The sequence below is a fragment of the Pontibacter akesuensis genome, from assembly GCF_001611675.1.
Lineage (GTDB): Bacteria > Bacteroidota > Bacteroidia > Cytophagales > Hymenobacteraceae > Pontibacter > Pontibacter akesuensis.
In genome coordinates this window covers 4220257-4242808 of record NZ_CP014766.1, presented here as the reverse complement: position 1 = coordinate 4242808, position 22552 = coordinate 4220257, and the positions used below count along the sequence as shown (strand labels likewise).

Genomic DNA, 22552 nt, shown 5'->3' with positions numbered 1-22552 from the left:
GAACAATTTCTGCCCTGAAGTTAGGAAAGCAGTGCCTTCGCCTGTTTCACCACATTGTCTACTGTGAAGCCGTAGAGCTCAAAAAGTTCCTCAGCCGGTGCCGATTCGCCGAAGGTGGTCATGCCGATAATGCTGCCTTCGTCTGTGACATACTTGTGCCAGCCCAAGGTGGATCCCGCTTCCACGGCCAGCCGCTTGCGCAGGTTTTCAGGAAATACTTTTTCTTTGTAGGCAGCGTCCTGCTTCTCAAACAGCTCCCACGAGGGCATGCTGATAACGCGGGCGGCAATGCCTTCCTGCTGCAGCTTTTCCTGTGCCTGCAGCACCAGGCTCACTTCCGAACCGGTGGCGATCAGGAGCAATTGCGGTTCAGCGGCATCTGAGAGAATGTAGGCTCCGCGCTCCAGTTCGGTGGCTGGCGTGTACTTCTCCTGGTCCAGCACGGGCAACTCCTGCCGGGTGAGCACCAGGGCTACCGGACCGTCGGCATGCTCCAGCGCCACGCGCCATGCCTGCACCGTCTCGTTCGCATCGGCCGGCCGCAGCACGATCAGGTTCGGGATGGAGCGCAACGATATCAGCTGCTCCACGGGCTGGTGCGTGGTACCGTCTTCTCCCAGGCCAATGCTGTCGTGGGTGTAAATGAAGATCGGCTTAATTTTCATGATGGCGGCCATCCGTATCGGGGGCCGCATGTACTCTGAGAAAATGAGAAAGGTGGCACCGTAGGCAAACAGGCCTTTGGTGATGGCCATGCCGTTCAGCACGGCACCCATGGCGTGCTCACGAATGCCGAAGTGGAAATTTCTGCCGCCTGGGTTTTCCGCCGAAAAGGAATCGTAGCCCTTTAGTTCGGTGCCGGTGGAAGGCGAGAGATCAGCCGAGCCACCCAGCAGGTTAGGCAGTTTCGCGGCGATGGCGTTCAGCAGTTTGCCGGAGGCTTTGCGCGTGGCCATCTCACCGTCGCTGGGTTTAAAAACCGGCAGGTTGTCTTTCCAGCCTGTCGGCAGTTTCCCGCTGCGCAGCAACTCATATTCTGCGGCAAGCTCCGGGTACTGTTGTTTGTATGCCTGGTACAGCTCATTCCACTCCTGCTCTTTAGCGGTGCCTTTTGCCCCAATCTCCCGATAGTACTGCAGTACCTCCTCCGACACCTCAAAGGATTTACTTGGATCAAACCCCAGGTTCTCTTTCACCAGTTTCACTTCGTCCTCACCCAAGGGAGAGCCGTGTGCGCTGGCTTTGTCTACTTTGTTGGGGCTGCCAAACCCAATCTGCGTCCGCACTTTAATGAGCGACGGGCGCTGTGTTTCTTCCTGTGCCTGCTGTATTGCCTGCGCTAGTGCCTCCAGGTTGTTACCGTCCTCCACCACCTGCACATGCCATTGGTAAGCTTCAAAGCGTTTGCCAACGTCTTCGCTGAAGGCAAGCCCCGTGCTTCCCTCAATGGAGATGTTGTTGTCGTCGTAGAGGTAAATGAGGTTGCCGAGCTGCAGGTGTCCGGCCAGCGAGGCTGCTTCCGCCGTAACGCCTTCCATCAGGTCGCCGTCGCTGCAGATGGCATAGATTTTATAATCGAACAGCGTAAAATCAGGCTTGTTGTAGCGGGCAGCCAGGTGCCGTTGCGCAATGGCAAAGCCCACGCCGTTGGCAAAGCCCTGCCCGAGCGGGCCTGTGGTAATTTCGATGCCAGGCGTGATGCCCGACTCCGGGTGCCCGGGGGTTTTGCTGTGCAACTGCCGGAAATCTTTTAAATCGTCCAGCGACAGGTTGTAACCGGTTAAGTATAGAAAACAATACTGCAGCAAACTGCCATGGCCGGCAGAAAGAATGAACCGGTCGCGGTTCGCCCAATCGGGATTTTGCGGGTTGTAGTGCATGGCCTCCGTCCAGAGCACATGCGCCATCGGGGCTGCCCCCATAGGCATACCGGGATGACCCGAGTTGGCTTTTTGCACCGCATCTGCCGTTAAAACCCGTACCGTGTTAATTCCTTCCTGTTCCAGCGTCTGATTTTCTGTACGCATAATTCTTTCCTGCTTAGCTTTATACATGCAGCGCCTTAGCGGAGCCCTTCTAAGTGGTACGCGAGGAGGGTGAGAATGATGTGTTGTAAGGAGAATTGGTATAGATCAGGTGCTGGCAACTATAAACTCATCTTTCCAAAGCATGGCGCCTCCCTCAATTCCTTCTTTGTTCGAAACAATCGTGATGTTGTCGTCCAGCGGGAAATTGAGCAGTCGCGCATTGCCCCCGCTGATGTAGAGATGGTCGTAGTTGAAGACGGTTAGCAGAATGTGCAGCACCCGCTTCATTCGTTCGTTCCACCTCTCCACGCCTATCTTATCCAGTGCCTTGTCGCCGATATACTGGTCGTAGTCTTTGTTCTTGGTAACCGGGTGGTGCGCCAGTTCGAGGTGCGGCAGCAGAAACCCGTTGTGCAGCAAGGCCGTGCCGAAACCTGTACCCAGTGTAATGACTATTTCAAAGCCCTTTCCCTGCACCACACCCAGGCCCTGCAGGTCCGCGTCGTTTACTACCCTAACCGGACTTTGCAGCTTTTCCCCAAGTTCCTGGCTAAGGTTAACACCGTGCCACGATGCTGTTCCCAGGTTTGGCGCTGTCGTCACGGTGCCCTCCCGCACATAGCCCGGAAAGCCCACGGAAACCCGATCAAAAGGGGGGAAATCCTTTACCAGGTGCACAATGGCAGCCTGCACTTTCTCTGGTGAGGCCGGTGTGGGTGTGGGAGTTTTGATATAGCCAGTTAATAAATCGCCGGTCTGGCTGAGTACGGTTCCCTTGATGCTGGAGCCCCCGATGTCGATGGATAGGATGCTGAGTTCGCCTATTTTTTCTTTCATAAACCCATGTACGGGAAGAAGCGGGTAAAAGGATAAGCTTGAGGTGGCAACTACGGTGACAGCCAATTTTTACGCTCCTACGGCTGCGCGTTTTACTTACCGGTTGCTACAAGGTATAAAAACAGGTGGGGAGGTAAAGTCGTAAGGGCGCTGCTTGTTAACTTCGTGCGATTCTTGAAAAAGCAGATAAACGGAACAAATATTTTAGAAAAAACAGCTGATCTATATCAATTATATATCGTAAAGCATATTCTTACGACTAACACCCTTAATTTTAGAATTTACATGCTGTCATACCTTTTTCAGGATTGGAACGCCAACAAAGGAAATATCAAAGGCCAGCTCGTGCTGCTGCTTTTCCGCTTGGGCCATCCCGCCTCCAAAAATAAGTTCTTTCGTATTCTGTGGCTTCCTTACCTCGTGTTCTACAAGATCGTGGTGGAGTGGTTTATGTGCATTGAGCTGCCTCACTGGACTACGGTCGGGAAAAATTTCTACCTCGGCCACGGCCATGCGCTGGTGGTAAACGGTTGTGCGGTGATTGGCGATAACTGTTTTTTCAGGCACTCCACCACTGTGGGTAACATTCGCAAGGAAGATGGTTCCTACTCTGATTCTCCCATCATCGGCAACAACGTGGAAGTGGGCTCCAATGTATGCATCATCGGTGGTATTCATATCGGTAACAACGTGCGCATAGGCGCCGGATCAGTAGTGGTAAAAGACATTCCCGACAACTCCATTGCCGTTGGCAATCCGGCACGTGTGATTAAAACTTTAAATCCGGTGAAGCAGGAGCTACCGCATACTTCGGATATGGTAGCTTCGTAAGCAATGCCAGCGGGCTGGGAAATACGCTCGCTTCAGAAGTATAAATTTGCTTTCACTTCATCGGCTCTTTTCGCACACGCGATTATTCCTAAGAGCTTTGCTAAGGCTTACCTGCATCAGGATGGTGTGGCCTTAAAGTGCGGTATACTGGCGGAAGAACAAATTTGTGAAGTCGAGATACTTAGTCCGACTATGGGAAGTATGGAGTGTCAAGTATAAAAGGCCTTGCCTCTTGTAAATTACTTTCACCCTCAGCGCTTAAACATTTTTACCTGGTGTGTTTCGCCGCCAAAGGTGGCTGACAGCAGGAATAGGGTTCCCTCCTTCAGATTTGCGGGGGCGATGCGGATAAAATTGTTACCCTCCTGCAGCTGCAGGGTTTGCTCAAGCAATTTCCTGCCCTTCATGCCAGATAGCGCCAGGTGCAGCTTTTGATTTTCGTCGGAATATATTTGGAGTAAAAAATCTTGCTCGAAAGGATTAGGATAGATGATCATACCATTGCCTTCGGCTCTTACTTCCACGACGCAGACGGTGGAATAGGCAGTGGTGTCGTCTAAGTCAAGCTGTTTCAGGCGGTAATAGCGGGTGCCTTTTTTACCTGGGTTGGCATGTGTGAAGTTATACGCCTGCCTGACCTGCGAATCGGGACTTTTACTCGGAACAAAGCCAATCGGGCGGAACTGCTGTCCATCCTCCGACACCTCAACTTCAAAGCCCTTATTGTTTTGCTCCGTCGCCGTTTCCCATGCCAGCTCCACCCGATTGCCCTTCCTGTACACCCGGAAAGAGACAAAGGTAACCGGCAGCGGAACTACCTCAGGCTGGTGTGCGCCTATGCTGAAGGCTTTCCGGCTGGTGAGGTCATTTCCAAAGAAATCAACAGGACCAACCGCTATGCTGTAAAGCTTCTGCAGGTCCAGTCCTTTGCCGATCAACCACGAGGTATCCTGAAGCTCATATCCAGTCAGGGTGTGCAGTTTGCGGGGATCGGCAAGTATAATTCCCTGCCCCGGCTTTTTCAGAAGGGGCGCAACCGTCAGGCCTACCGCTGAGTCGGGCAGCATTTCCTGCCCTGTCGCCGCCCGCCAATCCGTAAGGGACGTGTAGGTGGAGCCGTTCCAGTTAATTTTCAGGTTGCCCTCGCCTGCCCAGTAGTTATTTCCCTCCAGCCGCAAGTCTGATGTTTGCTGTGCCTGCACCACCTCCAGCCCTCCAGTTGTCTGGAATATGTTGTTGCGGATATACGCGACTGTTTTGCCACCCTCCTGCACATAAAGGGCTTTGGGATCGCCACTTTCTGCCGGGCTAAGGTATACGGTGTTGTTGTAGATGTGCAGGTCCTGGATGCCCCCGTTCGCCCCTGACGACCAGAGGTGAATGGCGCCATAGCCGTTGCTGCGACCGTCGTTTTCGCTGATGTTGTAGCGGATGGTAACGCCTTTCATGGGAGGAGCGTTTACATACTGCGCCACCAGGTAGCCCGCTCCTTCGTTATCGTGGGAGTAGTTGTACTGCATGGTGCAGTCGGTGCAGCCGCCGTCAATATCAAAGCCGCCCCCGTCTTTGGTGGTGCCCGTCTTGTTGTGGTGCGACTCATTGTACTGGATGACCAGGTTGTTGCAGTGGTAGCCCCAGATGCCGACAGGGCCACCGGTGGTCCAGGCGTTAAGCCAGCCGTTGTTGTAGGCTTCGCAGAATTCCACCACGGCACCATCAACACCGCCCACCAGGATGCCGTTGCCACTGTGCAAGTCGGTTTTCTCCGGCAGCCCGGAGTTGTTGTATACTTTGTTGTAGCCCACATACAGATTGCGGTGGCCAAGGGTGGCTTCGGCATAGGTGGCGATTCCTGCATCGCCGTTATCGTGCACGCTGCTGTTGGTGATAGAGATGTTGTCGTACCCACTCGCTCCTTTCCAGCTGCCCACGGAGATGCCCGTTAAGCGGTAGCCGGATACCTCCACACTGTCTATTGCTATAAAATCAAGGCGCGTGTTGTTGGGCAGGTCCATGTAAAAATCAATGCCATGGCTTTGCGCATCTTTCCACTGCCCGGAGCCCTCGAAAATCAGGTTCACCACCTTAAAGCCAGCGGCATTGTATACTTTGAGTCCGGGAAGCGTGCCGCTACTGATAATTGCTTTACCCGTGCCGTAGGAGCTCAAAACAATGGGTTTGTCGGCGGTGCCCCCCGCACCGGGTAGAAACTGAATACTTCCCTGGAAGGTGGCGCCGCCCTTAAAAAGTATAGTATCACCGGGGGCAAAGCGGGTGGCGTTTACCTTAGTTATTGTTTGCCAGGGCTGCTCCAGACTAGTACCTGAGTTGGCGCCATCGTTGCCCTGCGGGCTAATGTAATAAGTTTCGGCCATGGCAGAAGGCACGCCCATACCCATCATCACTAAAAGGAAGAAGCGTTTTAAAAATCTGAAAGATATTCTACTTAGTGCTTTCATTTTTCACGTGCCCTCATGGCAATATAGCGCGCATTTAAGCCCGGCTAAAAGTGTCAGAATCACTGTATTTCTATTCCTGCGCATGGTTTAGCACTGCTTGCCAGCTTCTGTACAGGCGGAAAAAGCCGGCCTTCTCCGGGGGCTTGGCTAAGCCGCACGGGAACAGTGTGGCACAAGAAACAGCATTTCCGGTTGAATTTACCATCTTTTCCCTTTATAGCCAGCATGCAGCTACGTATAAGTATCATAAATAAGAGCGTAAACCACTTAATTTTTATTTATACAACATATTTCCTATTCGCACCGCTGTCGACAGCGCGAGGGATACGTATAGGGAGTTTACCATCCAGCGTGATAGAACACTTTCAGTACCATTACAATTACATGCCATACGAAGATTGCCTATAAGCACTGTTTTCTTAAACACATGAAAATCCTGGAAATAAAAATAATGCGTGGACCTAATTACTGGTCCATCAAGCATCCTAAAATTATTGTGCTCAAACTGGACCTACAGGAGAAGCAGGACACCCTCACCAGCGATGTGCCAAACCTGGCTCAGAAGCTACAGAAACTTTTCCCCGACATCATCAAGCACCGCTCCTCGGCTGGCACAGAGGGCGGCTTTATACGTTTGGTGAACGAGGGCACCACCTTCAGTAAACTTGTGCAGCACATTGCCCTGGAGCTGCAAACCATGGCGGGCATGAGCAGCGGCTACGGCAGGTGCTATGCATCGAGCCAGCCCGGTGTAGACTTTGTTGTGTTCTCGTACCAGCAGGAACGGGCAGGCGAGTATGCGGCTGAAGCGGCCGTGCGCATTACGGAGGCCCTGGCACAAGGCGAACGGGTGAACGTGATTCAGGATGTGGCCAAACTGCACCAGATCCGGGAAGACGAGTATTTTGGGCCGACAACCGAAGCCATTGTGCAGGAGGCCGTGAACCGCAACATCCCGTACATCCAGAACAAGCAAAGCGGGCACATCCAGCTCGGGTACGGCATGTACCAAAAACGCATACAGGCGGCTATGAGCAGCAACACTTCCTGCTTTGCTGTCGAAAACGCGGGTAACAAAAATATCACTAAGGCCATACTGGAGGAAGCGGGCGTACCTGTACCACAGGGCCTGACGGTATACTGCACGCGCGAACTGGAGGAGGCAGTGGAGGAACTGGGGTATCCTCTCGTAACGAAGCCGCTGGATGGCAACCAAGGCAAGGGGGCCAGCATCAACATCGAAAACTGGAAAGATGCCCTGAAGGGTTTTGCAGAGGCTCAGCGCTATTCCAATGCGGTGATGGTAGAGCAGTTTATTCAGGGCTACGACTACCGCCTGCTGGTCATCAACGGCAAGTTTATTGCCGCTGCCAAACGCACCCCTGCCATGGTGGTGGGTGATGGCAAATCGACGTTGCGGCAACTGGTGAACCAGGTAAACAAGGACCCCCGCCGGGGCGTGGGACACGAAAAGGCGCTCACTCACATCAAGATAGACAAAATAAGCCGGAGCATCCTACGGGAGAAAGGGCTCACGCTGCAGTCGGTATTACCAGTAGGCGAAGAACTGTACCTAAAGAAGACCGCCAACCTAAGCACCGGCGGTACTGCCAAGGATGTGACCGACATTGTGCACCCGTACAACGTGCTGATGGCCGAGCGCATTGCGGGCATTATTGGACTTGACATTTGCGGCGTTGACGTGATGACAAGCGACATCGCCATACCGCTGCCTGAAACTAGGGGTGCTGTGATAGAGGTGAATGCCGCACCGGGCCTCCGAATGCACATCTCCCCTACCGAAGGCCTGCCCCGCAACGTGGCCGAGCCGATCATCAACATGCTGTTTCCGCATGGCAGCCCCTCGCGCATCCCGATTGTGGCTGTAACCGGTACCAATGGCAAAACCACCACTACCCGCCTTATCTCGCATATTCTAAACTTTAAAGGGTATAAAACCGGCTATACCACCACCGACGGCATCTATATTCAGGGCCGTAAGATTATTAAAGGCGATACCACTGGCTCCTACAGCAGTGAGTTTGTGCTGAAAGACCCGACGGTGAACTATGCTGTGCTGGAATGCGCCCGGGGCGGGTTACTGCGTTCTGGCCTGGCCTTCCGGCAGTGCGACATTGGCATTGTGATGAACGTGTCGGAGGACCACCTGGGCCTTGGCGATATCAATACCGTGGAAGACATGGCCCGCGTGAAAGGCGTAATTCCCAAAACAGTCTGCTCCAACGGCTATGCAGTCCTGAATGCGGATGATGACCTGGTGTACGACATGGCCAATGGCCTCCGCTGCAAAGTTGCTTTCTTCAGCCTGGACGAGCAGAACCCGCGCATCATAGAACATATTTCGAAAGGGGGACTGGCGGCTGTGCTGGAAGACAACTACATCTCCATTTTCAAGAACTCCTACAAGATCAGGATAGATCGTGTGGCAGATGTACCACTTACCTTTGGTGGCAAAGCGCGGTTTAATATTTACAATGTGCTGGCGGCTACACTGGCAGCCTATATCTCCCACATGGAGATTAATGAGATCAAAACGGCGTTGCGCACTTTTATCCCCTCTGCCGAAACCACGCCAGGCCGCATGAACCTGTTTAACCTGCCCAAGGCGGAGGTACTCATCGACTATGCCCACAACATTGCGGCCATGCAGGCCATCGGTGATTTTGTGGAGCAGACGCCGGCCACCAGAAAAATAGGTATCATAGCCGGTGTAGGTGATCGCCGCGACGAGGACATGATTGAAGTGGGCCGCATCGCCGCCGAAGTATTCGACGAGATCATCATCCGGCAGGACAAGGATTTGCGCGGGCGGGACGGGAAGGAAATTAACAACCTGCTGAAGAAGGGCATCTTTAAAGTGAAACCTGAGCTGGAGCCCCTTGAGATAAACCAGGAGACACGTGCCTTGGCGCATGCCCTGGAATATGCCCCAACGGGAGCCTTTATCGCCCTTTTCTCGGAAGACATTCCCGAAGCGGTAAAGCTGGTGGAGGACTTTAGAATCATCCAACACCGAAAAAGCGCTGCCGCAGAATAAATGTGGTACAGCTCGTTCGGGAGCAAAAGCCCCAGCAGCATCCAAATACACTGCTGGGGCTTTTGCTTTTCTTCAAGTATAGCTGTGGCAGCTATACTTCTAAATTTGCTGACTTTAGAAGATTCGTTTGCTTTGCTCCTGCTTCGGCCAAAGAAGGCATGAGGAGGCGTTGAAGAAGTTTATGTTTATGTAAAACCAGTACATCAGATACTTTTGTACATTTTACATGTTTCACCTAGCTACAAGTCGACGAAAAAAACCTTTTATATAGTTATACTCGTAAATACACCAAATATAGCATCTGACACATAGATGTCATGATATTGTATTATGATCATACATAACTTAAACATACAATTATGAAAAAGATATTTTTTGCAGGTGCACTTGTGCTGGGATCTCTAAGCATGATGGCCTGTGAGCGAACCGATAAAGGAAGTACCGCCGAGGAAGGCGTAGTAGTGGACCGGGATTCTGTTGCGACAGAATACGAGGTAACGGAAACCGTGGTGCAGTACGACACCACCGAGCAGACCAGAACCGTGACGGTGGACGAAGAGGAGGAGAACAAAGACTGAATATATCTTAAAAAGGATTAGCGCCCGTTGTTGGGGGATAACTTCAAGTATAAAGCCGCCTGTGTTTGTGCATGGGCGGCTTTTTATATGCTGACCTTTAGGTGAGTCGAGCTTTAACCAACCTTACATATGTTACGACATTTACAGTGTCCAATGAAATTAATATGTTCACAACATTAGTACCTGCATGAAGACCTGCGTATGCTGGTTTCGGATGAGGTTAATGGATATGGGCAAACGAATGGCTCCTGCAACACCACGGCGAATCCATTAAACCGCCACAGAAGAAAGCCTTCTACCCTGATCCATAATTCACCATCTGGCATGTAAACGAGGTGTTTAAAGGCGGCTACCGCGACCTTCTTTGATGGAAGTATACATTACTGCCTGCTGCATATAGCCAGAAAACATTATCCTGCCCAAAAGCTTTACCTCCGAATTAAAAAACCCGTATCTTTAGGTAAACTATAAACCTACTCCCATGGCAAAGTCACAAGACGCAAAAAAGGACGTTAAGAAAAAGCCAGCCAAAACACCAAAGGAAAAGGCGGCTGCTAAACTTGAAAAGAAAAAGAACAAATACGACTAAGCCATACTTCCGACTCTCTGTTGGAAGTATGGCCAGTAGCCAAACTACAGCAAAGCAAGCGCAGCAAACGGTATTGTTTGCTGCGCTTGCTGTTACGGGCTTGTTTCTGCCTCTGTTGGCTCTCTACTTTTTCCGCTAATAGTATAAAGATCGATTGCCTTAATAAACCGGGCTGATGAAAAATATTCTCCTTCTGCTCTTTTTACTGGTGCTTTGGCAGTCTGCTGCGGGCCAGTCTGCCTCTCCGGCCGGGCCTGTTATCACGTTTCATTCCGGGGTAATTTTTGCCGGATCGGGACACAGCATGCTGGAACTGTTAAAAGATGCCGGCTTTGCTGTCAAGAATAATCGTGGCGGTTTGAAAGCAATTTTCGATAACATGGATTACCGGCAGGAAGCCGCGGTACAAGTAGGCGTAGCGTTTACCTTCAGGCAGAAGTACAAGGCAAAAGGGCTGGTGAACTTTAGGGAGACGGATGTGCATGGTTTCTCCAGCGATTATGCCCCATTGTCCACCGAGACCTCCTGCCTAACCCTGGCAGCGATCGGGTATGCCCCCCTCACTTATCCTGCACTCCGCCTGGGGCTGGGCCCTGCTTTCCACCGCCTTCAGGCTGCTCCTTCTTACGGAGAGACAAAGTTAGCAGACAAGGCCTACCTTAAACCCGGAGTCGTGGTAGAGGGAGGCTATAATAGTGCCATAGGCAAACGCTTTTCTGCTGATTTACAGCTGCAGTACTTTTATGTAGGGAAAGGCGATCTCGGCACCTACACGTTGGAGGGAACTGACCAGGCGGGTAACAGTCTATCCAAGAGAATCAATTTTTCTGATACCCGTTTTAGCAGCCTTTTCTTCAGCCTCGGCATTGGCTACAGGCTGGGCAAAGGCATATAACTGTTGCTTGAAATATATTTTTTATATTTTCAGTTGGCTGTAGCGGCAAGTCTGCAGTAGCGCCATAACTCCTTCCCTGTGTTGCAGGGTGCGCATAGACTATGATGCGCCCTCCTTATTAACTAAACTGTTTCCATCTCGTTCTTTTAGCTAAATTGAGCGAGAACAAAACGTAGAACAATGAGTCAGATTTCAATAGAGCAGCTGCGTGCTGATTTCCCGGCCTTGCGAGAAGGCGGTCAACAAAAGCCCTTTATTTATTTTGATGGACCCGGCGGCACCCAGATGGCGCGGCAAAGTATAGATGCCTTGGTAGGATATATCACCAGTGGCATGGCCAATTTGCACGGCCCCTTCCAGACAAGCGTGAAGACCGATATCCTGCTGGAGGAAGGCCGCAAGACCGTGGCTGATTTGCTGCACTGCGACCCGCATGAAGTGGCTTTCGGCCAGAACATGACCTCACTGGCTTTTTCCATCGCCCGTAGCCTTGCTTCTTCTATCTCTGGGGAAGATGAAATTGTGGTGACTGAGCTGGACCACCGGGCCAACGTGGACCCGTGGGTGACACTGGCGAAAGACACCGGCGCGGCAGTGAAATTCCTGCAGGTAAACCCCAACACCTATACCCTGGAGCTGGACAGACTGAACGAGGTAATTACGGAAAAGACGAAACTGGTGGCTGTGGGAATGTCCTCGAATGTAACGGGCACGGTAACGGATGTCGCTCGTATTGTGGCCCGGGCAAAAGAGGTGAACGCGCTGGTGATAGTAGATGCCGTGCATGCGGTGCCGCACCTATCCATCGACTTCAAAGCGCTTGGCTGCGATGTGTTGCTGTGCTCGGCTTACAAGTTTTTTGGCCCGCACATTGGCATGGCCGTGATTGCGGCCTCGCTGTTTGAGAAGCTGCCCGTGTACAAACTGCAGCCGGCGCCGCAGGAAATTCCGGATAAACTGGAAACGGGCACGCAGAACCACGAAGCTATAGCCGGCCTGATCGGGGCTATCTCGTTTATAGAAGCACAGGGCGAAGGTACCACCCGCCGGGAACGGCTGCAGTCGGGCATGCAGCGCATTGAGGCGCACGAGCTGACGCTGGCCGAACGGATTGAGCGTTTTTTACAGGAGCAACCGGGGGTACGCCTTTACCGCGCACCGGCAGGTACGCCTAAAACGCCAACTTTCGCCTTCACCATCAAAAATGTAAACGCCCGCGAAGCCACCTCCTGGTTTGCCGAGAAATACAACATGAACATCGCCGACGGCCATTTCTATGCCTCCACCATGGCAGAGAAACTTGGCGTCAATCCCATGGGCGGCTGGATCAGAATAGGCTTGGCTCCCTATAACACACTGGAGGAAGTGGCGCTGTTTGAGAAAGGCCTGCAGGAGTATTTAGCGGAGAAAGGCATACGTTAATCCGGTATCCGGCGCAAACGTATGCTTGTGCCTTGTGCCGGATAACATTCTCTGCAAGTATAAAGCAGCTCCCCAACAGCATCTATTTATAACTAAAGTATGTAGCAATGCTTGTCGATCGGCAAAAGCGGATGCATACGCCAGTGGTATGTGTGTATCAGGAGCCTGTAACGCTACCGGTGCTGCTCATATTTGTTGAGGGGCAGTGCCGCCTGCAACTTTTGTATAGCTTGATCTGCAAGAGGTGCAGTAGTAGTCGAAGCGGCGAGTGCGTCCTTCAAGTGCTCGTTTGTCCGGATGCCGAGCACGGCGGTGGTAATGGCTGGCTGTTGCAGCACATAGCGCACAGCCGTTGCAGCGGCATTACCCGATTCACCTGCCAACGCACTAACTGCTTCAGCTGCTTTCCGGACCTCATCGGTTACATAGTTTAAGTATGGTTTAGCAGGTTTACCGGCCAGCAGCCCCTGCGCGAGGCTGCCGCGTGCCAGCACGCCAATGTTATGCTGCTGCAGCAAAGGCAGCACCGCCTCTTCCGGGCGTCGATCCAGCAGGCTATATTGCATCATCACACTCACGATACTGGACCGGATGACGAATTCTCGGACAACGTTGGGGCGGATAGAGGAAATACCGAAGTACCGGATCTTACCCTGTTGCTGCAGCAGTTCAAAGGCTTCAATCGTTTCGTCCATGGGGTCGTCAATGGTGCCGCCGTGCAGCTGGTAGAGATCGATGTACGCTGTCTGGAGGCGCTGCAGGCTTTTATCCACTGCCTGCAAAATATACTCTTTACGTGGGTTCCAGTCCCAGCCGCTGCCGTCGGGGCGCCACTGGTTTCCTACTTTGGTGGCGATGTACACCTGGTCGCGCATGCCTTGGAAGGCTTTGCCCACTGTTCGCTCGTTTTCACCCTTTGCATAAAGATCCGCTGTGTCGAAAAAGTTTATCCCCTTGTCGAGCGCCTGGTGCAGCAGTTGTTTATTTTCCGCATCGTCGTCTCCCAACGACATGCAGCCAAAACTCACTTCACTTACCGACAGATCTGATTTTCCGAGCAGGTTATACTTCATAGCGCTAGTTTTAAATTACTTTCTAAGCATACCGGTAAAACTGCCAAGAGTTACGCGGCTGCAGTTGCCTCTTCTGCATTCAGATTACTTTATATACTTCTGCTCGTGTATCACAAGTAAAAACCTTCAAATAAAATAGCTACAGCCTCACCTGAGTTGCTGAGAAGCACAATAAATTCACCTTGCATTCGGGTTTGTTGAGGATAGCTTCATATGAGAATTAAGTTACCATACCCGTAGCGGCGCGTACAGTACAGGCGTAGTCATTGAACAGGAAAAGTATAAAGTATGAATGGTTAACGGGTAGCTAGCAGCGCTCAGATTGGGTATTTCAATCATGTTACCTATACTATCGTATTGCTTTTATCTTTACCTTTCCATTTCAAGCTACCGCTGAACACTAAAAGCACATCACAGAACATTTAAGCCACTAACCACACAACTCCATGAGTAAACTAACCATCAGAAGCCTGGAAGAACTTGAGCAATACGAGGGAGCCGAAATGGGTATTTCCGATTACCACACCATCACCCAACAGCAAATCAACCAGTTTGCCGACGCTACCCTGGACCACCAGTGGATTCACACCGATGCTGAACGTGCCGCCACTGAGACACCTTTTAAGGCAACCATCGCGCACGGCTACCTTACGGTCTCGCTCCTGCCCTACCTCTGGCAGCAGATCACGACCATAGAGAACCTGAAAATGCAGGTAAACTATGAGATCGAAAGCCTGCGCTTTAACCAGGCCGTAACAGTAGACAGTGAAGTTAGACTACGCGCTAAATTACTATCGGTGAAAAACCTGCGGGGCATCGCCAAAGCACGCCTGGAGGTAACGCTTGAAATTAAAGACAGTAAAAAACCCGCCTACACCGGCATCATCACTTTCCTGTACCATTTCAACGAGTAAGTGAAATTAGCCGCCGCTTTATTAGCTATTAATGACACGCAGGCTGAACAAATAAATAGCTTGCGTCCGTTTTAGTTGGTGGGCCACTATTTTTTTGCACCAGTATGGCTGTTTGTAGCAATCTTACAAGGGCGGTAGGATGTATGGATATCTAGAAGTATAAGGAAGCACTAGAATAACGAACGGATGGAAAATCAAAATCTGGAGAACTGGGATGCGGATAGGTACAAGGAGCTGAATACCTATTTCCGAATAAAGATAGACCACATGCTGCGCACCGACCCGGAGCTGCAGGCAAGGCTGCAAGAGCAGGCTAACATGCAGTTAAGCGACCTGGTGAACCAGTTCTCAGAGGATGACCAGGAACGATGGGAAGAGTTTATTCGGCTTGACAAGCAGAAGATGCAGGTAGACATGTGGAACCACCTCAACGGCAACGGCACCCGCTACCAGCCCGGCCTTGGCTTCACCAACCCCGAAGACGATACCACCTGGTAAGCTTTTACTCCTCAAACGAATACCTGGCATCGCTCCAGAAGGCATCCAGGGCGATAATGCGGGGCTTGAAAAAAGAGATCAGCTTCGGCCAGTCGTCTTTGTTGAAGACGTTGGCTGGCGCAATCTCTTTATAGATGCGACTGACGGTGCGGTCGTTTTCGTCGGTGGTGTGGAGTGCCCACTCCCACTCCTCCCCCAGCGCCTCGTGCAGCATCGTTTTGTGCTCCAGAAGCTGCTCGAAAACCAGCTGCTGCATTTCAACATCCGGGTGCGTCAGTTCAATGGCTATGGATCCCTGCTTCTTGTCGGCATTCATGCGGAAGTACACGTGCTTTGCGCCGGTTTTATAATTTATCCAGTTCACCCGCATCCCTTCGGCCGAAAGCAAAGGAGTAAGATACTGGCCAAAGGTAGTCCAGAATTGCTGCCGTAACTGAGATGCTTGTTCGCGGGTATACATGCTGCAAAAATAGCTATAATGATCGGCTTTTGCCACTTTTATACTTCAAGGTGCAGCCACAGGTTCGGCTGGTGAAGCCAGCTGCCGGAACCTGCTATTACCCTGCTTCACCCAACCTCTGAGCCAGGTGTCGCATCAAATCAACAAATTAAAAACCAGGGTACAGATTTAATTAAAACTTTTCTCAGATTTACCGTTTATACATAAGTTGATCAAAAGTGAAACTTTTATACATAGTTAACAGCAGATATTATGCACTGCAGCGTTTCATTTTAGAACAATTTTCCATAATTTCGCTTCCAATTGAGACACAACAACGGACATTAAAGATAATTCAACATGTCAGAATCTGCTGAAATAATATTAGACGGTAAATCTTACCAGATGCCTATCGTGGAAGGCACGGAGAACGAAAAAGCCATCGACATCTCCTCGCTGCGCGGTAAAACAGGTTACATTACCCTGGACTCAGGTTATAAAAATACAGGTGCCACCAAAAGTGCCATCACATTCCTGGATGGTGAACTGGGCATTTTGCGCTACAGAGGCTATCCAATTGAGCAGCTGGCTGAGCGCTCTAACTTTGTGGAGGTGGCTTACCTCCTGATTTACGGCACACTGCCAACAACAGAGGAACTGGCCGATTTCAGCGATAAGATTCGTCGCCATACGTTGGTGAACGAAGACATGCGCAAGATACTGGATGGATTCCCGTCCACCTCGCACCCTATGGGTATTCTTTCTGCCCTGGTTAGCTCACTTACAGCTTTTTACCCTGAGTCGCTTAACCCGAACCAGACGACAGAGGAAATGGACCTTTCCATTATTCGCCTGATGGCCAAGATATCTACCATCGCTGCCTGGTCTTATAAGAACTCCATTGGCCATCCGGTTAACTATCCTAAAAACCAACTGGATTACTGCTCGAACTTCCTGCACATGATGTTCGCTTATCCAACAGAGGATTACGAAGTGAACCCAGTGGTAGTGGATGCCCTGAATAAGCTCCTGATCCTGCACGCCGACCATGAGCAGAACTGTTCTACTTCTACGGTGCGCTTGGTAGGTTCTGCCAACGCCAGCCTTTACTCTTCTGTATCTGCCGGTATCAGCGCCCTGTGGGGCCCGCTGCACGGTGGTGCCAACCAGGCGGTTATTGAGATGCTGGAGCAGATCAAAGCAGACGGTGGCGACTCCAAGAAATTCATCAACAAGGCAAAGGACAAAGATGATCCTTTCCGTTTGATGGGCTTCGGACACCGAGTGTATAAAAACTTTGACCCACGCGCCAAGATCATTAAGAAAACAGCTGATGATGTATTGAACGCCATGGGTGTGAAAGACCCGATCCTGAACATCGCCAAAGAACTGGAAGAGGCTGCCCTGAACGATCCATACTTTGTGGAGCGCAAGCTGTACCCGAACGTAGACTTCTACTCAGGTATCATCTACCGTGCTTTGGGTATTCCAACAGACATGTTCACAGTGATGTTTGCACTTGGGCGCCTGCCAGGTTGGATTGCCCAGTGGAAAGAAATGCGCGAAAACAAAGAGCCTATCGGCCGTCCACGTCAGGTGTACACCGGCGAGACAGAGCGTGATTATGTTTCAATCGACAAGCGCTAAGTATAGCAATATATAAAACAGAAAGGGCTGATCTTCGGATCAGCCCTTTCTGTTTTATATGAATTGATGTTGTCTATGATAAGATTAATCCATCCCTAGCCCCTCCAGGGAGGGAATTTATACTTGTGGTAGTGGAGGCTCTCTTGTTTTAAACTAAAGTTGATCACGGTAAGAGTTTGTTGAAAAAGAATCCTATAACTCAGGACTCAGAACCCGAGACTCAGAACTCCCTAAAGGACCCGCATTTCGATGCGGCGGTTCAGTTGGCGGTTCTCTTCGGATGTATTTGGCTTCACAGGCTTTGCCTCACCGTATCCCTTAAACCGGAAACGTTCTTTGCTGATGCCATGGCTGGCCAGGTAATCTACTACGGCTTTGGCGCGGCGCTCAGAAAGCAGTTGGTTTGCTTTGTCTGACCCCACATCGTCCGTGTGTCCTGAAATTTCGATTTTGACAGATGGGTTTTGCTGCAAGAACATCACGATCTTGTTCAGCTCTGTTTTTGACTTTTTCTCCAACTCATACTTCCCCGTATCAAAAAAGAGGTTGTTCAGCACCATCGCCGCACCGGACTTTACCGGATCCAGGTAAACATCCAGCGCCACCGGCGACAGGGCCTTGGCCGAAGTATAATCAAAGCTGCGGCTGTTAAGCAGGTACTTCGGGGCAGAAACATACAGCGCGTACTGTTTTCCGTCCGTCAATACCACCGTATATTCGCCTGATACTTTGTCGGACTGCACCTGCTGCACAAGGGAATCTGTCTGCACATTGTACAGCTGCACCTCAGCGGCCAGCGGCTTCTTTGTGACCGCATCAAACACACGGCCCTGGGCATAAGTGCTCGTCTCGCGGCTACGCCATTCGGCCGGTACCTTAAACTGGAAAAGCTGAATACTGGGAGCACCGGAATCGGAGTTAACCTGGCGCGAGTAGTAGCCAATCTCGTTATCCGGTGTAATGAAAAGGGACCCTTCATCTGCGAAGGTGTTCAGTGGGTAGCCCAGGTTTGCCGGCTCAGTCCATTTTTTGTTTGTGTTCAGGTTGGCTTTAAAAATGTCCAGCCCGCCCAAACCAATGTGTCCGTCGCTCACGAAGTATAATGTGGAACCACTCACGTGAATAGAGGGGGCCATGTCGCGGCCAGCGGAGTTAAGGGGTTTGCCCAGGTTAACCGGTGTTTTCCAGGAGCCGTCGTCGTTGCGGTAGGCCACCCAGATATCCTCCCGGCCCACTCCCCCGCCACGTGTGGAGCTAAAGTAGAGCGTTCGTCCATCAGCAGATAAACTTGGTTGCGAATCCCATGCTTTGGAGTTCACACTCTTGCCCATGTTCTGCGGCTTGCTCCATTCCCCGCCGGTTCTGAAAGCAATATATAAATCACAGTCTCCCTGGCTATCAGGGCGGTTACAGGAGGTAAATACCAACGTTTTGCCATCACCTGATATGGTGGCTGCTCCTTCGTTGGCAGGAGTGTTTATTCCTTCAGAAATAGAGACTGGTGCCTGCCACTCCTCGCCTTTCAGCTGACTGATGTAAATGTTCTCGTCATGGTCAGGGCGGGCACTGGCACGGGCAGTATAAATAAAATAACGCTGGTCGGCGGTGGTATACGGAAAGTACTGCAGTCCGAACTTGTTCAGGTGCTGAGGCATCGGCACCGGATCGAACGGCACAGGCTTTTCCATTGCCTGCTGCGCAAATGCTATTGTCTTCAGTTGGTGTCTGGCCCAGTCTACTTGCTTGGCATTGCGTGCACCTGTCTTCAGAAACGTTTCGTACCACTCTTTGGCGTTAGCATAGTTGCCTCTCTCAAAGTATAGCTCGGCCAGCTCATAATAGTAGTTGGCATAGCCTTTCGAAAAAGGCGTCAGCTTCAGCCCCTGTTCCAGGTTCTCAAAGAAGGCAGCCTTGTTGCCCATCATTTTATGCAGGTTCGCCGCTCTGATATACGCCTGGGAAAAATTCGGATCTTTGGCTTTGGCTTCTTCCAAGGTTTGCAGGGCACGCTCAAAATCCCTCGCCCGCACATAATCATCTGCTTTATCGTATAGCTTTGCTGCCTTAGCAGAGGATGTGTTCAGGTTCTGTGTCTGCGCCTGGGCTCCCGAGGCAGCGCCAAAAGTAAGCAGACAGGCAAAAAGGAAGTGTTTGAGCATATAGGTTGGTACCTTACGGAATGTCCATGTACTTGTGCGTCTGCAGCGACACACGCCATTTTGGGTTATTTTTTACGTACTCCACAATCAACGGCGTCATTTCAGTGGCTCTGCTCCATTCGGGTTGCAGGTATAGCTGGCAATGTGCCCCCACCTGCGCGGCGTGCTCCTCGGCCCACTTAAAGTCGCTCTTGTTAAATATAACTACTTTTAGTTCATGTGCAAAGGGATACACGGAAGAATGGGGAGCTTTAAACTTTTTTGGAGACAAACAGATCCAATCCCACGTGCCGCTGAGCGGGTAGGCGCCTGATGTTTCGATGCAGTTTTTGAAGCCCTGTTGCTGTAAGTGTGCCGTAAGCGGCCCGAGGTTGTAGAGCAAGGGTTCGCCGCCCGTAATCACAATGTTTTTACCCGGGTAAGCCTCTGCGGCAGCAACAATAGCATTAATCTCCGTTAGCGGGTGCTGCTCAGCATCCCAGCTTTCCTTCACATCACACCAGTGGCAGCCCACATCGCACCCGCCCAGGCGGATAAAAAAAGAGGCCACGCCCGTGTTGCCGCCTTCTCCCTGTATGGTGTAAAAAGCCTCCATCAGCGGCAGTCGTGATCCGTCTTTCGGCACCTGGTGTATGGAGGCTGTATTTGTAGTTTTTACTTCTTCCAACGTACTTTCATCTTCGCCCATACCGGCGCGTTAGCGGGTAAGGACAGGTAAATTCTGATTTATAGGTTGCTGTGTTCTGCATAAACACAACAGGCATGCAAGTTAGCTAAATTTGAAACAAGGATTGCAGTGTGTTCTGTTCCTGCCTTAGGGTTTGGTTTACAGCCCTTGTTAGCGAATGCTTTTGATTCAATTTTTCAGCTGCTATTAGGCCGAAAAAAGTATGTAAGGATTTGGCTTAGAAGCTTAGGCAAACAAAAACGCCCCTGCTTGGAGGCAGAGGCGTTATTATTGAAGTAGAATTATACTTACAAGGAAGCCATGTCAATTACAAAGCGATACTTCACGTCACTCTTCAGCACCCGCTCATAGGCTTCGTTGATCTCCTGAATCGGGATAATCTCTACATCCGACATAATGTTATGCTCGGCACAGTAGTCAAGCATTTCCTGTGTTTCCTGAATACCGCCGATCATGGACCCAACCAGACGCTTGCGCCCGGCAATCAAGCTGAAGCCGGCTACACCTGCAGGCTCGGGCGGCGCGCCCACCAGTATCATCGTGCCGTCGCGCTTCAACAGGCTTAGGTACATGTTCAGGTCGTGCGGGGCAGAAACCGTGTCAAGTATAAAATCAAACGAGCCACGCAGTTCGCGCATCAGGTTAGCATCTTTCGTAACGGCAAAGCTGTGCGCGCCCAGGTCAATAGCATCCTGCTCTTTGGACGGAGAGGTGCTTAGCACCGTCACATCAGCGCCGAGGGATGCGCCGATCTTGACGGCCATATGGCCCAAACCACCTAAGCCAACTACTGCCAAACGATGTCCCTTGCCTACTTTCCACTGCATCAGCGGTGAGTATGTCGTGATACCGGCGCACAGCAATGGTGCCACACGCGCCAGGTCAAGCTTCTCCGATACTTTAAGGGTATACTTCTCGTCAACCACTATTTTGTTGGAGTAGCCGCCAAAGGTGGGGGTTTTCTTGTCAAGCTCGAAGCCATTATAAGTGGCTACATTGTGCACTTCGCAATACTGCTCCAGCCCTTCCTGGCAACTAGGGCAGGTGCGGCAGGAATCTACGAAGCAGCCAACGCCTGCTAAATCTCCCTCTTTAAACTTGGTGACACTGCTGCCCACCTGGCTCACACGCCCCACAATCTCATGGCCGGGAACCATCGGATACTTGGAACCACCCCACTCGTCGCGAACCTGGTGAATATCAGAATGGCACACGCCACAGAATAAAATATCAATCAGCACATCATGCTCCTTTACCTCACGGCGCTCAAAGCTGAACGCATCCAGGGGGGCAGTGGCATTCTGTACGGCATATCCTTTTACTGGAATCATAGTTGTTTCTTATTATTGATTAATGCAGCTAACCCGCTTGTGATACCTCCCGCCTTTGGATTGATACACACAAAAAGACACCTGGAAGCAGCAAACGGAAAGCTTTACGATTAAAGCTTAGTAACTAAAATCGCATCAAGAAGTTTTATTATAAGTATGGCTTATAGGGTTTAGCCGTAAACTTCCTGCTTGGCGGCACGCAAGGTGTTAGTCATCAGCATGGCAATTGTTAACGGACCGACGCCACCGGGAACCGGCGTGATGTAGCTGCACTTTTCGGCCACATTCTCAAAATCCACGTCGCCTCTTAAACGGAAGCCTGACTTGCGGCTCGCATCCGGCACACGGGTTGTGCCTACGTCAATTACCACAGCTCCTTCTTTCACCATGTCAACCGTCACAAGGCCCGGCTTGCCAACCGCCACAATCAGAATATCGGCCTGCCGTGTATGATGCGGCAGGTCCACTGTGTTGCGGTGGCAGATAGTAACAGTTGCCTCACCCGGGTAGGTGCATTTGGACATCAAGATGCTCATTGGGGTGCCGACAATGTTACTGCGGCCGATCACCACGCAATGTTTTCCTTTGGTTTCGATGTTGTAGCGCTTGAGTAACTGCAGGATGCCAGCCGGTGTAGCAGGCAGATAGGCAGCCAAACCGGCCACCATACGCCCCACATTTGTCGGGTGGAAACCATCAACATCCTTTTTGGGATCTATCGCCTCGAGCACTTTATTTGAGTCGATGTGCTTTGGCAACGGCAACTGCACGATGAAGCCATCCACTTCCGGATTTTCATTTAACTCCGTTATCTTGTCCAGCAGTTCCTCTTCTGTTACATCGTCTTCGTAACGGATCAGCGAAGAGCCGAAGCCAATGCGCTCGCAGGCCAGTACTTTGTTATTTACATAGGTAACAGAGCCGCCGTCGTTGCCAACAAGTATGGCAGCTAAGTGCGGCACCTTGCCTCCTTTGGCTTTTATGGCAGCTACTTCAGCAGCTATTTCGTCCTGAATGGCTTCAGATGTTTTTTTACCGTCGAGCAGGGTCATTTTTGAATGATGTATTAGGAATGACGAATTATGAATTGATTGTAAAGACAAATTT

General features: G+C 51.1%; 17 protein-coding genes and 1 pseudogene. 9 read left to right on the top strand and 9 right to left on the bottom strand.

The window, feature by feature from the left end; genetic code table 11:
• Positions 1-20: 20 nt before the first annotated feature.
• Both tkt and A0W33_RS17920 read right to left on the bottom strand, forming a co-directional pair.
• A complete protein-coding gene (gene tkt, locus A0W33_RS17925) occupies positions 21-2027 on the bottom strand; it encodes a transketolase (protein ID WP_068840219.1) in 2007 nt (668 codons plus the stop codon).
• Between the two features lie 105 nt (positions 2028-2132).
• Positions 2133-2864: an ROK family protein gene (locus A0W33_RS17920; RefSeq protein ID WP_068839474.1), complete on the bottom strand. Its 732-nt coding sequence runs from the start codon at positions 2862-2864 to the stop codon at positions 2133-2135.
• Positions 2865-3149: 285 nt separating this feature from the next.
• On the opposite strand from A0W33_RS17920, the gene A0W33_RS17915 reads away from it, so the two are divergent.
• A complete protein-coding gene (locus tag A0W33_RS17915) occupies positions 3150-3695 on the top strand; it encodes a serine acetyltransferase (protein WP_068839473.1) in 546 nt (181 codons plus the stop codon).
• A 251-nt stretch (positions 3696-3946) separates the two neighbouring features.
• Here the strand turns inward: A0W33_RS17915 and A0W33_RS17905 are convergent, their stop codons facing one another.
• Entirely contained in the window at positions 3947-6154 is a 2208-nt protein-coding gene (locus A0W33_RS17905) for a right-handed parallel beta-helix repeat-containing protein (RefSeq protein ID WP_139237078.1), read from the bottom strand.
• Positions 6155-6581: 427 nt separating this feature from the next.
• Here A0W33_RS17905 and cphA point away from each other — a divergent pair, with 427 nt between their 5' ends.
• From cphA to A0W33_RS17885, 5 genes and pseudogenes are all read left to right on the top strand, one after another.
• Positions 6582-9212: a cyanophycin synthetase gene (gene cphA, locus A0W33_RS17900; protein ID WP_068839470.1), complete on the top strand. Its 2631-nt coding sequence runs from the start codon at positions 6582-6584 to the stop codon at positions 9210-9212.
• A 359-nt stretch (positions 9213-9571) separates the two neighbouring features.
• On the top strand, positions 9572-9790 hold the full coding sequence (locus tag A0W33_RS17895; protein ID WP_068839469.1) for a hypothetical protein: 219 nt from the start codon (positions 9572-9574) through the stop codon (positions 9788-9790).
• 189 nt (positions 9791-9979) lie between these two features.
• Positions 9980-10101: pseudogene (locus A0W33_RS21345) on the top strand (phosphorothioated DNA-binding restriction endonuclease); the annotation flags it as partial.
• Positions 10102-10554: 453 nt separating this feature from the next.
• Positions 10555-11274: a hypothetical protein gene (locus tag A0W33_RS17890; protein ID WP_068839468.1), complete on the top strand. Its 720-nt coding sequence runs from the start codon at positions 10555-10557 to the stop codon at positions 11272-11274.
• Between the two features lie 180 nt (positions 11275-11454).
• Complete coding sequence (locus tag A0W33_RS17885; RefSeq protein ID WP_068839467.1) at positions 11455-12696, top strand: cysteine desulfurase-like protein; 1242 nt, start codon at positions 11455-11457, stop codon at positions 12694-12696.
• 173 nt (positions 12697-12869) lie between these two features.
• Here A0W33_RS17885 and A0W33_RS17880 read toward each other — a convergent pair whose 3' ends face one another.
• Positions 12870-13769 carry an aldo/keto reductase gene (locus tag A0W33_RS17880; RefSeq protein WP_068839466.1) on the bottom strand — a complete coding sequence of 300 codons (900 nt, stop codon included), beginning with the start codon at positions 13767-13769 and terminating at the stop codon, positions 12870-12872.
• Between the two features lie 446 nt (positions 13770-14215).
• Between A0W33_RS17880 and A0W33_RS17875 the strand changes: the two genes are divergently transcribed.
• Together A0W33_RS17875 and A0W33_RS17870 are read left to right on the top strand one after the other, a co-directional pair.
• Positions 14216-14683 carry a MaoC family dehydratase gene (locus A0W33_RS17875; protein ID WP_068839465.1) on the top strand — a complete coding sequence of 156 codons (468 nt, stop codon included), beginning with the start codon at positions 14216-14218 and terminating at the stop codon, positions 14681-14683.
• Between the two features lie 186 nt (positions 14684-14869).
• Complete coding sequence (locus A0W33_RS17870; protein WP_068839464.1) at positions 14870-15181, top strand: hypothetical protein; 312 nt, start codon at positions 14870-14872, stop codon at positions 15179-15181.
• Positions 15182-15185: 4 nt separating this feature from the next.
• Here A0W33_RS17870 and A0W33_RS17865 read toward each other — a convergent pair whose 3' ends face one another.
• Complete coding sequence (locus A0W33_RS17865; RefSeq protein ID WP_068839463.1) at positions 15186-15641, bottom strand: DUF4268 domain-containing protein; 456 nt, start codon at positions 15639-15641, stop codon at positions 15186-15188.
• A 339-nt stretch (positions 15642-15980) separates the two neighbouring features.
• Between A0W33_RS17865 and A0W33_RS17860 the strand changes: the two genes are divergently transcribed.
• Positions 15981-17267 carry a citrate synthase gene (locus tag A0W33_RS17860; RefSeq protein WP_068839462.1) on the top strand — a complete coding sequence of 429 codons (1287 nt, stop codon included), beginning with the start codon at positions 15981-15983 and terminating at the stop codon, positions 17265-17267.
• 230 nt (positions 17268-17497) lie between these two features.
• On the opposite strand, the gene A0W33_RS17855 is transcribed toward A0W33_RS17860, so the two are convergent.
• The 4 genes from A0W33_RS17855 to A0W33_RS17840 form a co-directional block, all read right to left on the bottom strand.
• Complete coding sequence (locus A0W33_RS17855) at positions 17498-19426, bottom strand: OmpA family protein (protein ID WP_068839461.1); 1929 nt, start codon at positions 19424-19426, stop codon at positions 17498-17500.
• A 13-nt stretch (positions 19427-19439) separates the two neighbouring features.
• Positions 19440-20021, bottom strand: a complete 582-nt coding sequence (locus A0W33_RS17850; protein WP_216637195.1) for a 7-carboxy-7-deazaguanine synthase QueE — start codon at positions 20019-20021, stop codon at positions 19440-19442.
• Positions 20022-20401: 380 nt separating this feature from the next.
• Positions 20402-21445 (bottom strand): NAD(P)-dependent alcohol dehydrogenase, encoded by a 1044-nt coding sequence (locus A0W33_RS17845; RefSeq protein WP_068839459.1) that lies wholly within the window; start codon positions 21443-21445, stop codon positions 20402-20404.
• A gap of 170 nt (positions 21446-21615) precedes the next feature.
• Positions 21616-22497 (bottom strand): bifunctional 5,10-methylenetetrahydrofolate dehydrogenase/5,10-methenyltetrahydrofolate cyclohydrolase, encoded by an 882-nt coding sequence (locus A0W33_RS17840; protein ID WP_068839458.1) that lies wholly within the window; start codon positions 22495-22497, stop codon positions 21616-21618.
• Between the last annotated feature and the right edge of the window lie 55 nt (positions 22498-22552).

Bases quoted from the DNA above. Each gene is read 5' to 3' on its own strand.
- tkt (WP_068840219.1), bottom strand. From the start codon at position 2,027: ATGCGTACAGAAAATCAGACGCTGGAACAGGAAGGAATTAACACGGTA.
- A0W33_RS17920 (WP_068839474.1), bottom strand. From the start codon at position 2,864: ATGAAAGAAAAAATAGGCGAACTCAGCATCCTATCCATCGACATCGGG.
- A0W33_RS17915 (WP_068839473.1), top strand. From the start codon at position 3,150: ATGCTGTCATACCTTTTTCAGGATTGGAACGCCAACAAAGGAAATATC.
- A0W33_RS17905 (WP_139237078.1), bottom strand. From the start codon at position 6,154: ATGAAAGCACTAAGTAGAATATCTTTCAGATTTTTAAAACGCTTCTTC.
- cphA (WP_068839470.1), top strand. From the start codon at position 6,582: ATGAAAATCCTGGAAATAAAAATAATGCGTGGACCTAATTACTGGTCC.
- A0W33_RS17895 (WP_068839469.1), top strand. From the start codon at position 9,572: ATGAAAAAGATATTTTTTGCAGGTGCACTTGTGCTGGGATCTCTAAGC.
- A0W33_RS17890 (WP_068839468.1), top strand. From the start codon at position 10,555: ATGAAAAATATTCTCCTTCTGCTCTTTTTACTGGTGCTTTGGCAGTCT.
- A0W33_RS17885 (WP_068839467.1), top strand. From the start codon at position 11,455: ATGAGTCAGATTTCAATAGAGCAGCTGCGTGCTGATTTCCCGGCCTTG.
- A0W33_RS17880 (WP_068839466.1), bottom strand. From the start codon at position 13,769: ATGAAGTATAACCTGCTCGGAAAATCAGATCTGTCGGTAAGTGAAGTG.
- A0W33_RS17875 (WP_068839465.1), top strand. From the start codon at position 14,216: ATGAGTAAACTAACCATCAGAAGCCTGGAAGAACTTGAGCAATACGAG.
- A0W33_RS17870 (WP_068839464.1), top strand. From the start codon at position 14,870: ATGGAAAATCAAAATCTGGAGAACTGGGATGCGGATAGGTACAAGGAG.
- A0W33_RS17865 (WP_068839463.1), bottom strand. From the start codon at position 15,641: ATGTATACCCGCGAACAAGCATCTCAGTTACGGCAGCAATTCTGGACT.
- A0W33_RS17860 (WP_068839462.1), top strand. From the start codon at position 15,981: ATGTCAGAATCTGCTGAAATAATATTAGACGGTAAATCTTACCAGATG.
- A0W33_RS17855 (WP_068839461.1), bottom strand. From the start codon at position 19,426: ATGCTCAAACACTTCCTTTTTGCCTGTCTGCTTACTTTTGGCGCTGCC.
- A0W33_RS17850 (WP_216637195.1), bottom strand. From the start codon at position 20,021: ATGGAGGCTTTTTACACCATACAGGGAGAAGGCGGCAACACGGGCGTG.
- A0W33_RS17845 (WP_068839459.1), bottom strand. From the start codon at position 21,445: ATGATTCCAGTAAAAGGATATGCCGTACAGAATGCCACTGCCCCCCTG.
- A0W33_RS17840 (WP_068839458.1), bottom strand. From the start codon at position 22,497: ATGACCCTGCTCGACGGTAAAAAAACATCTGAAGCCATTCAGGACGAA.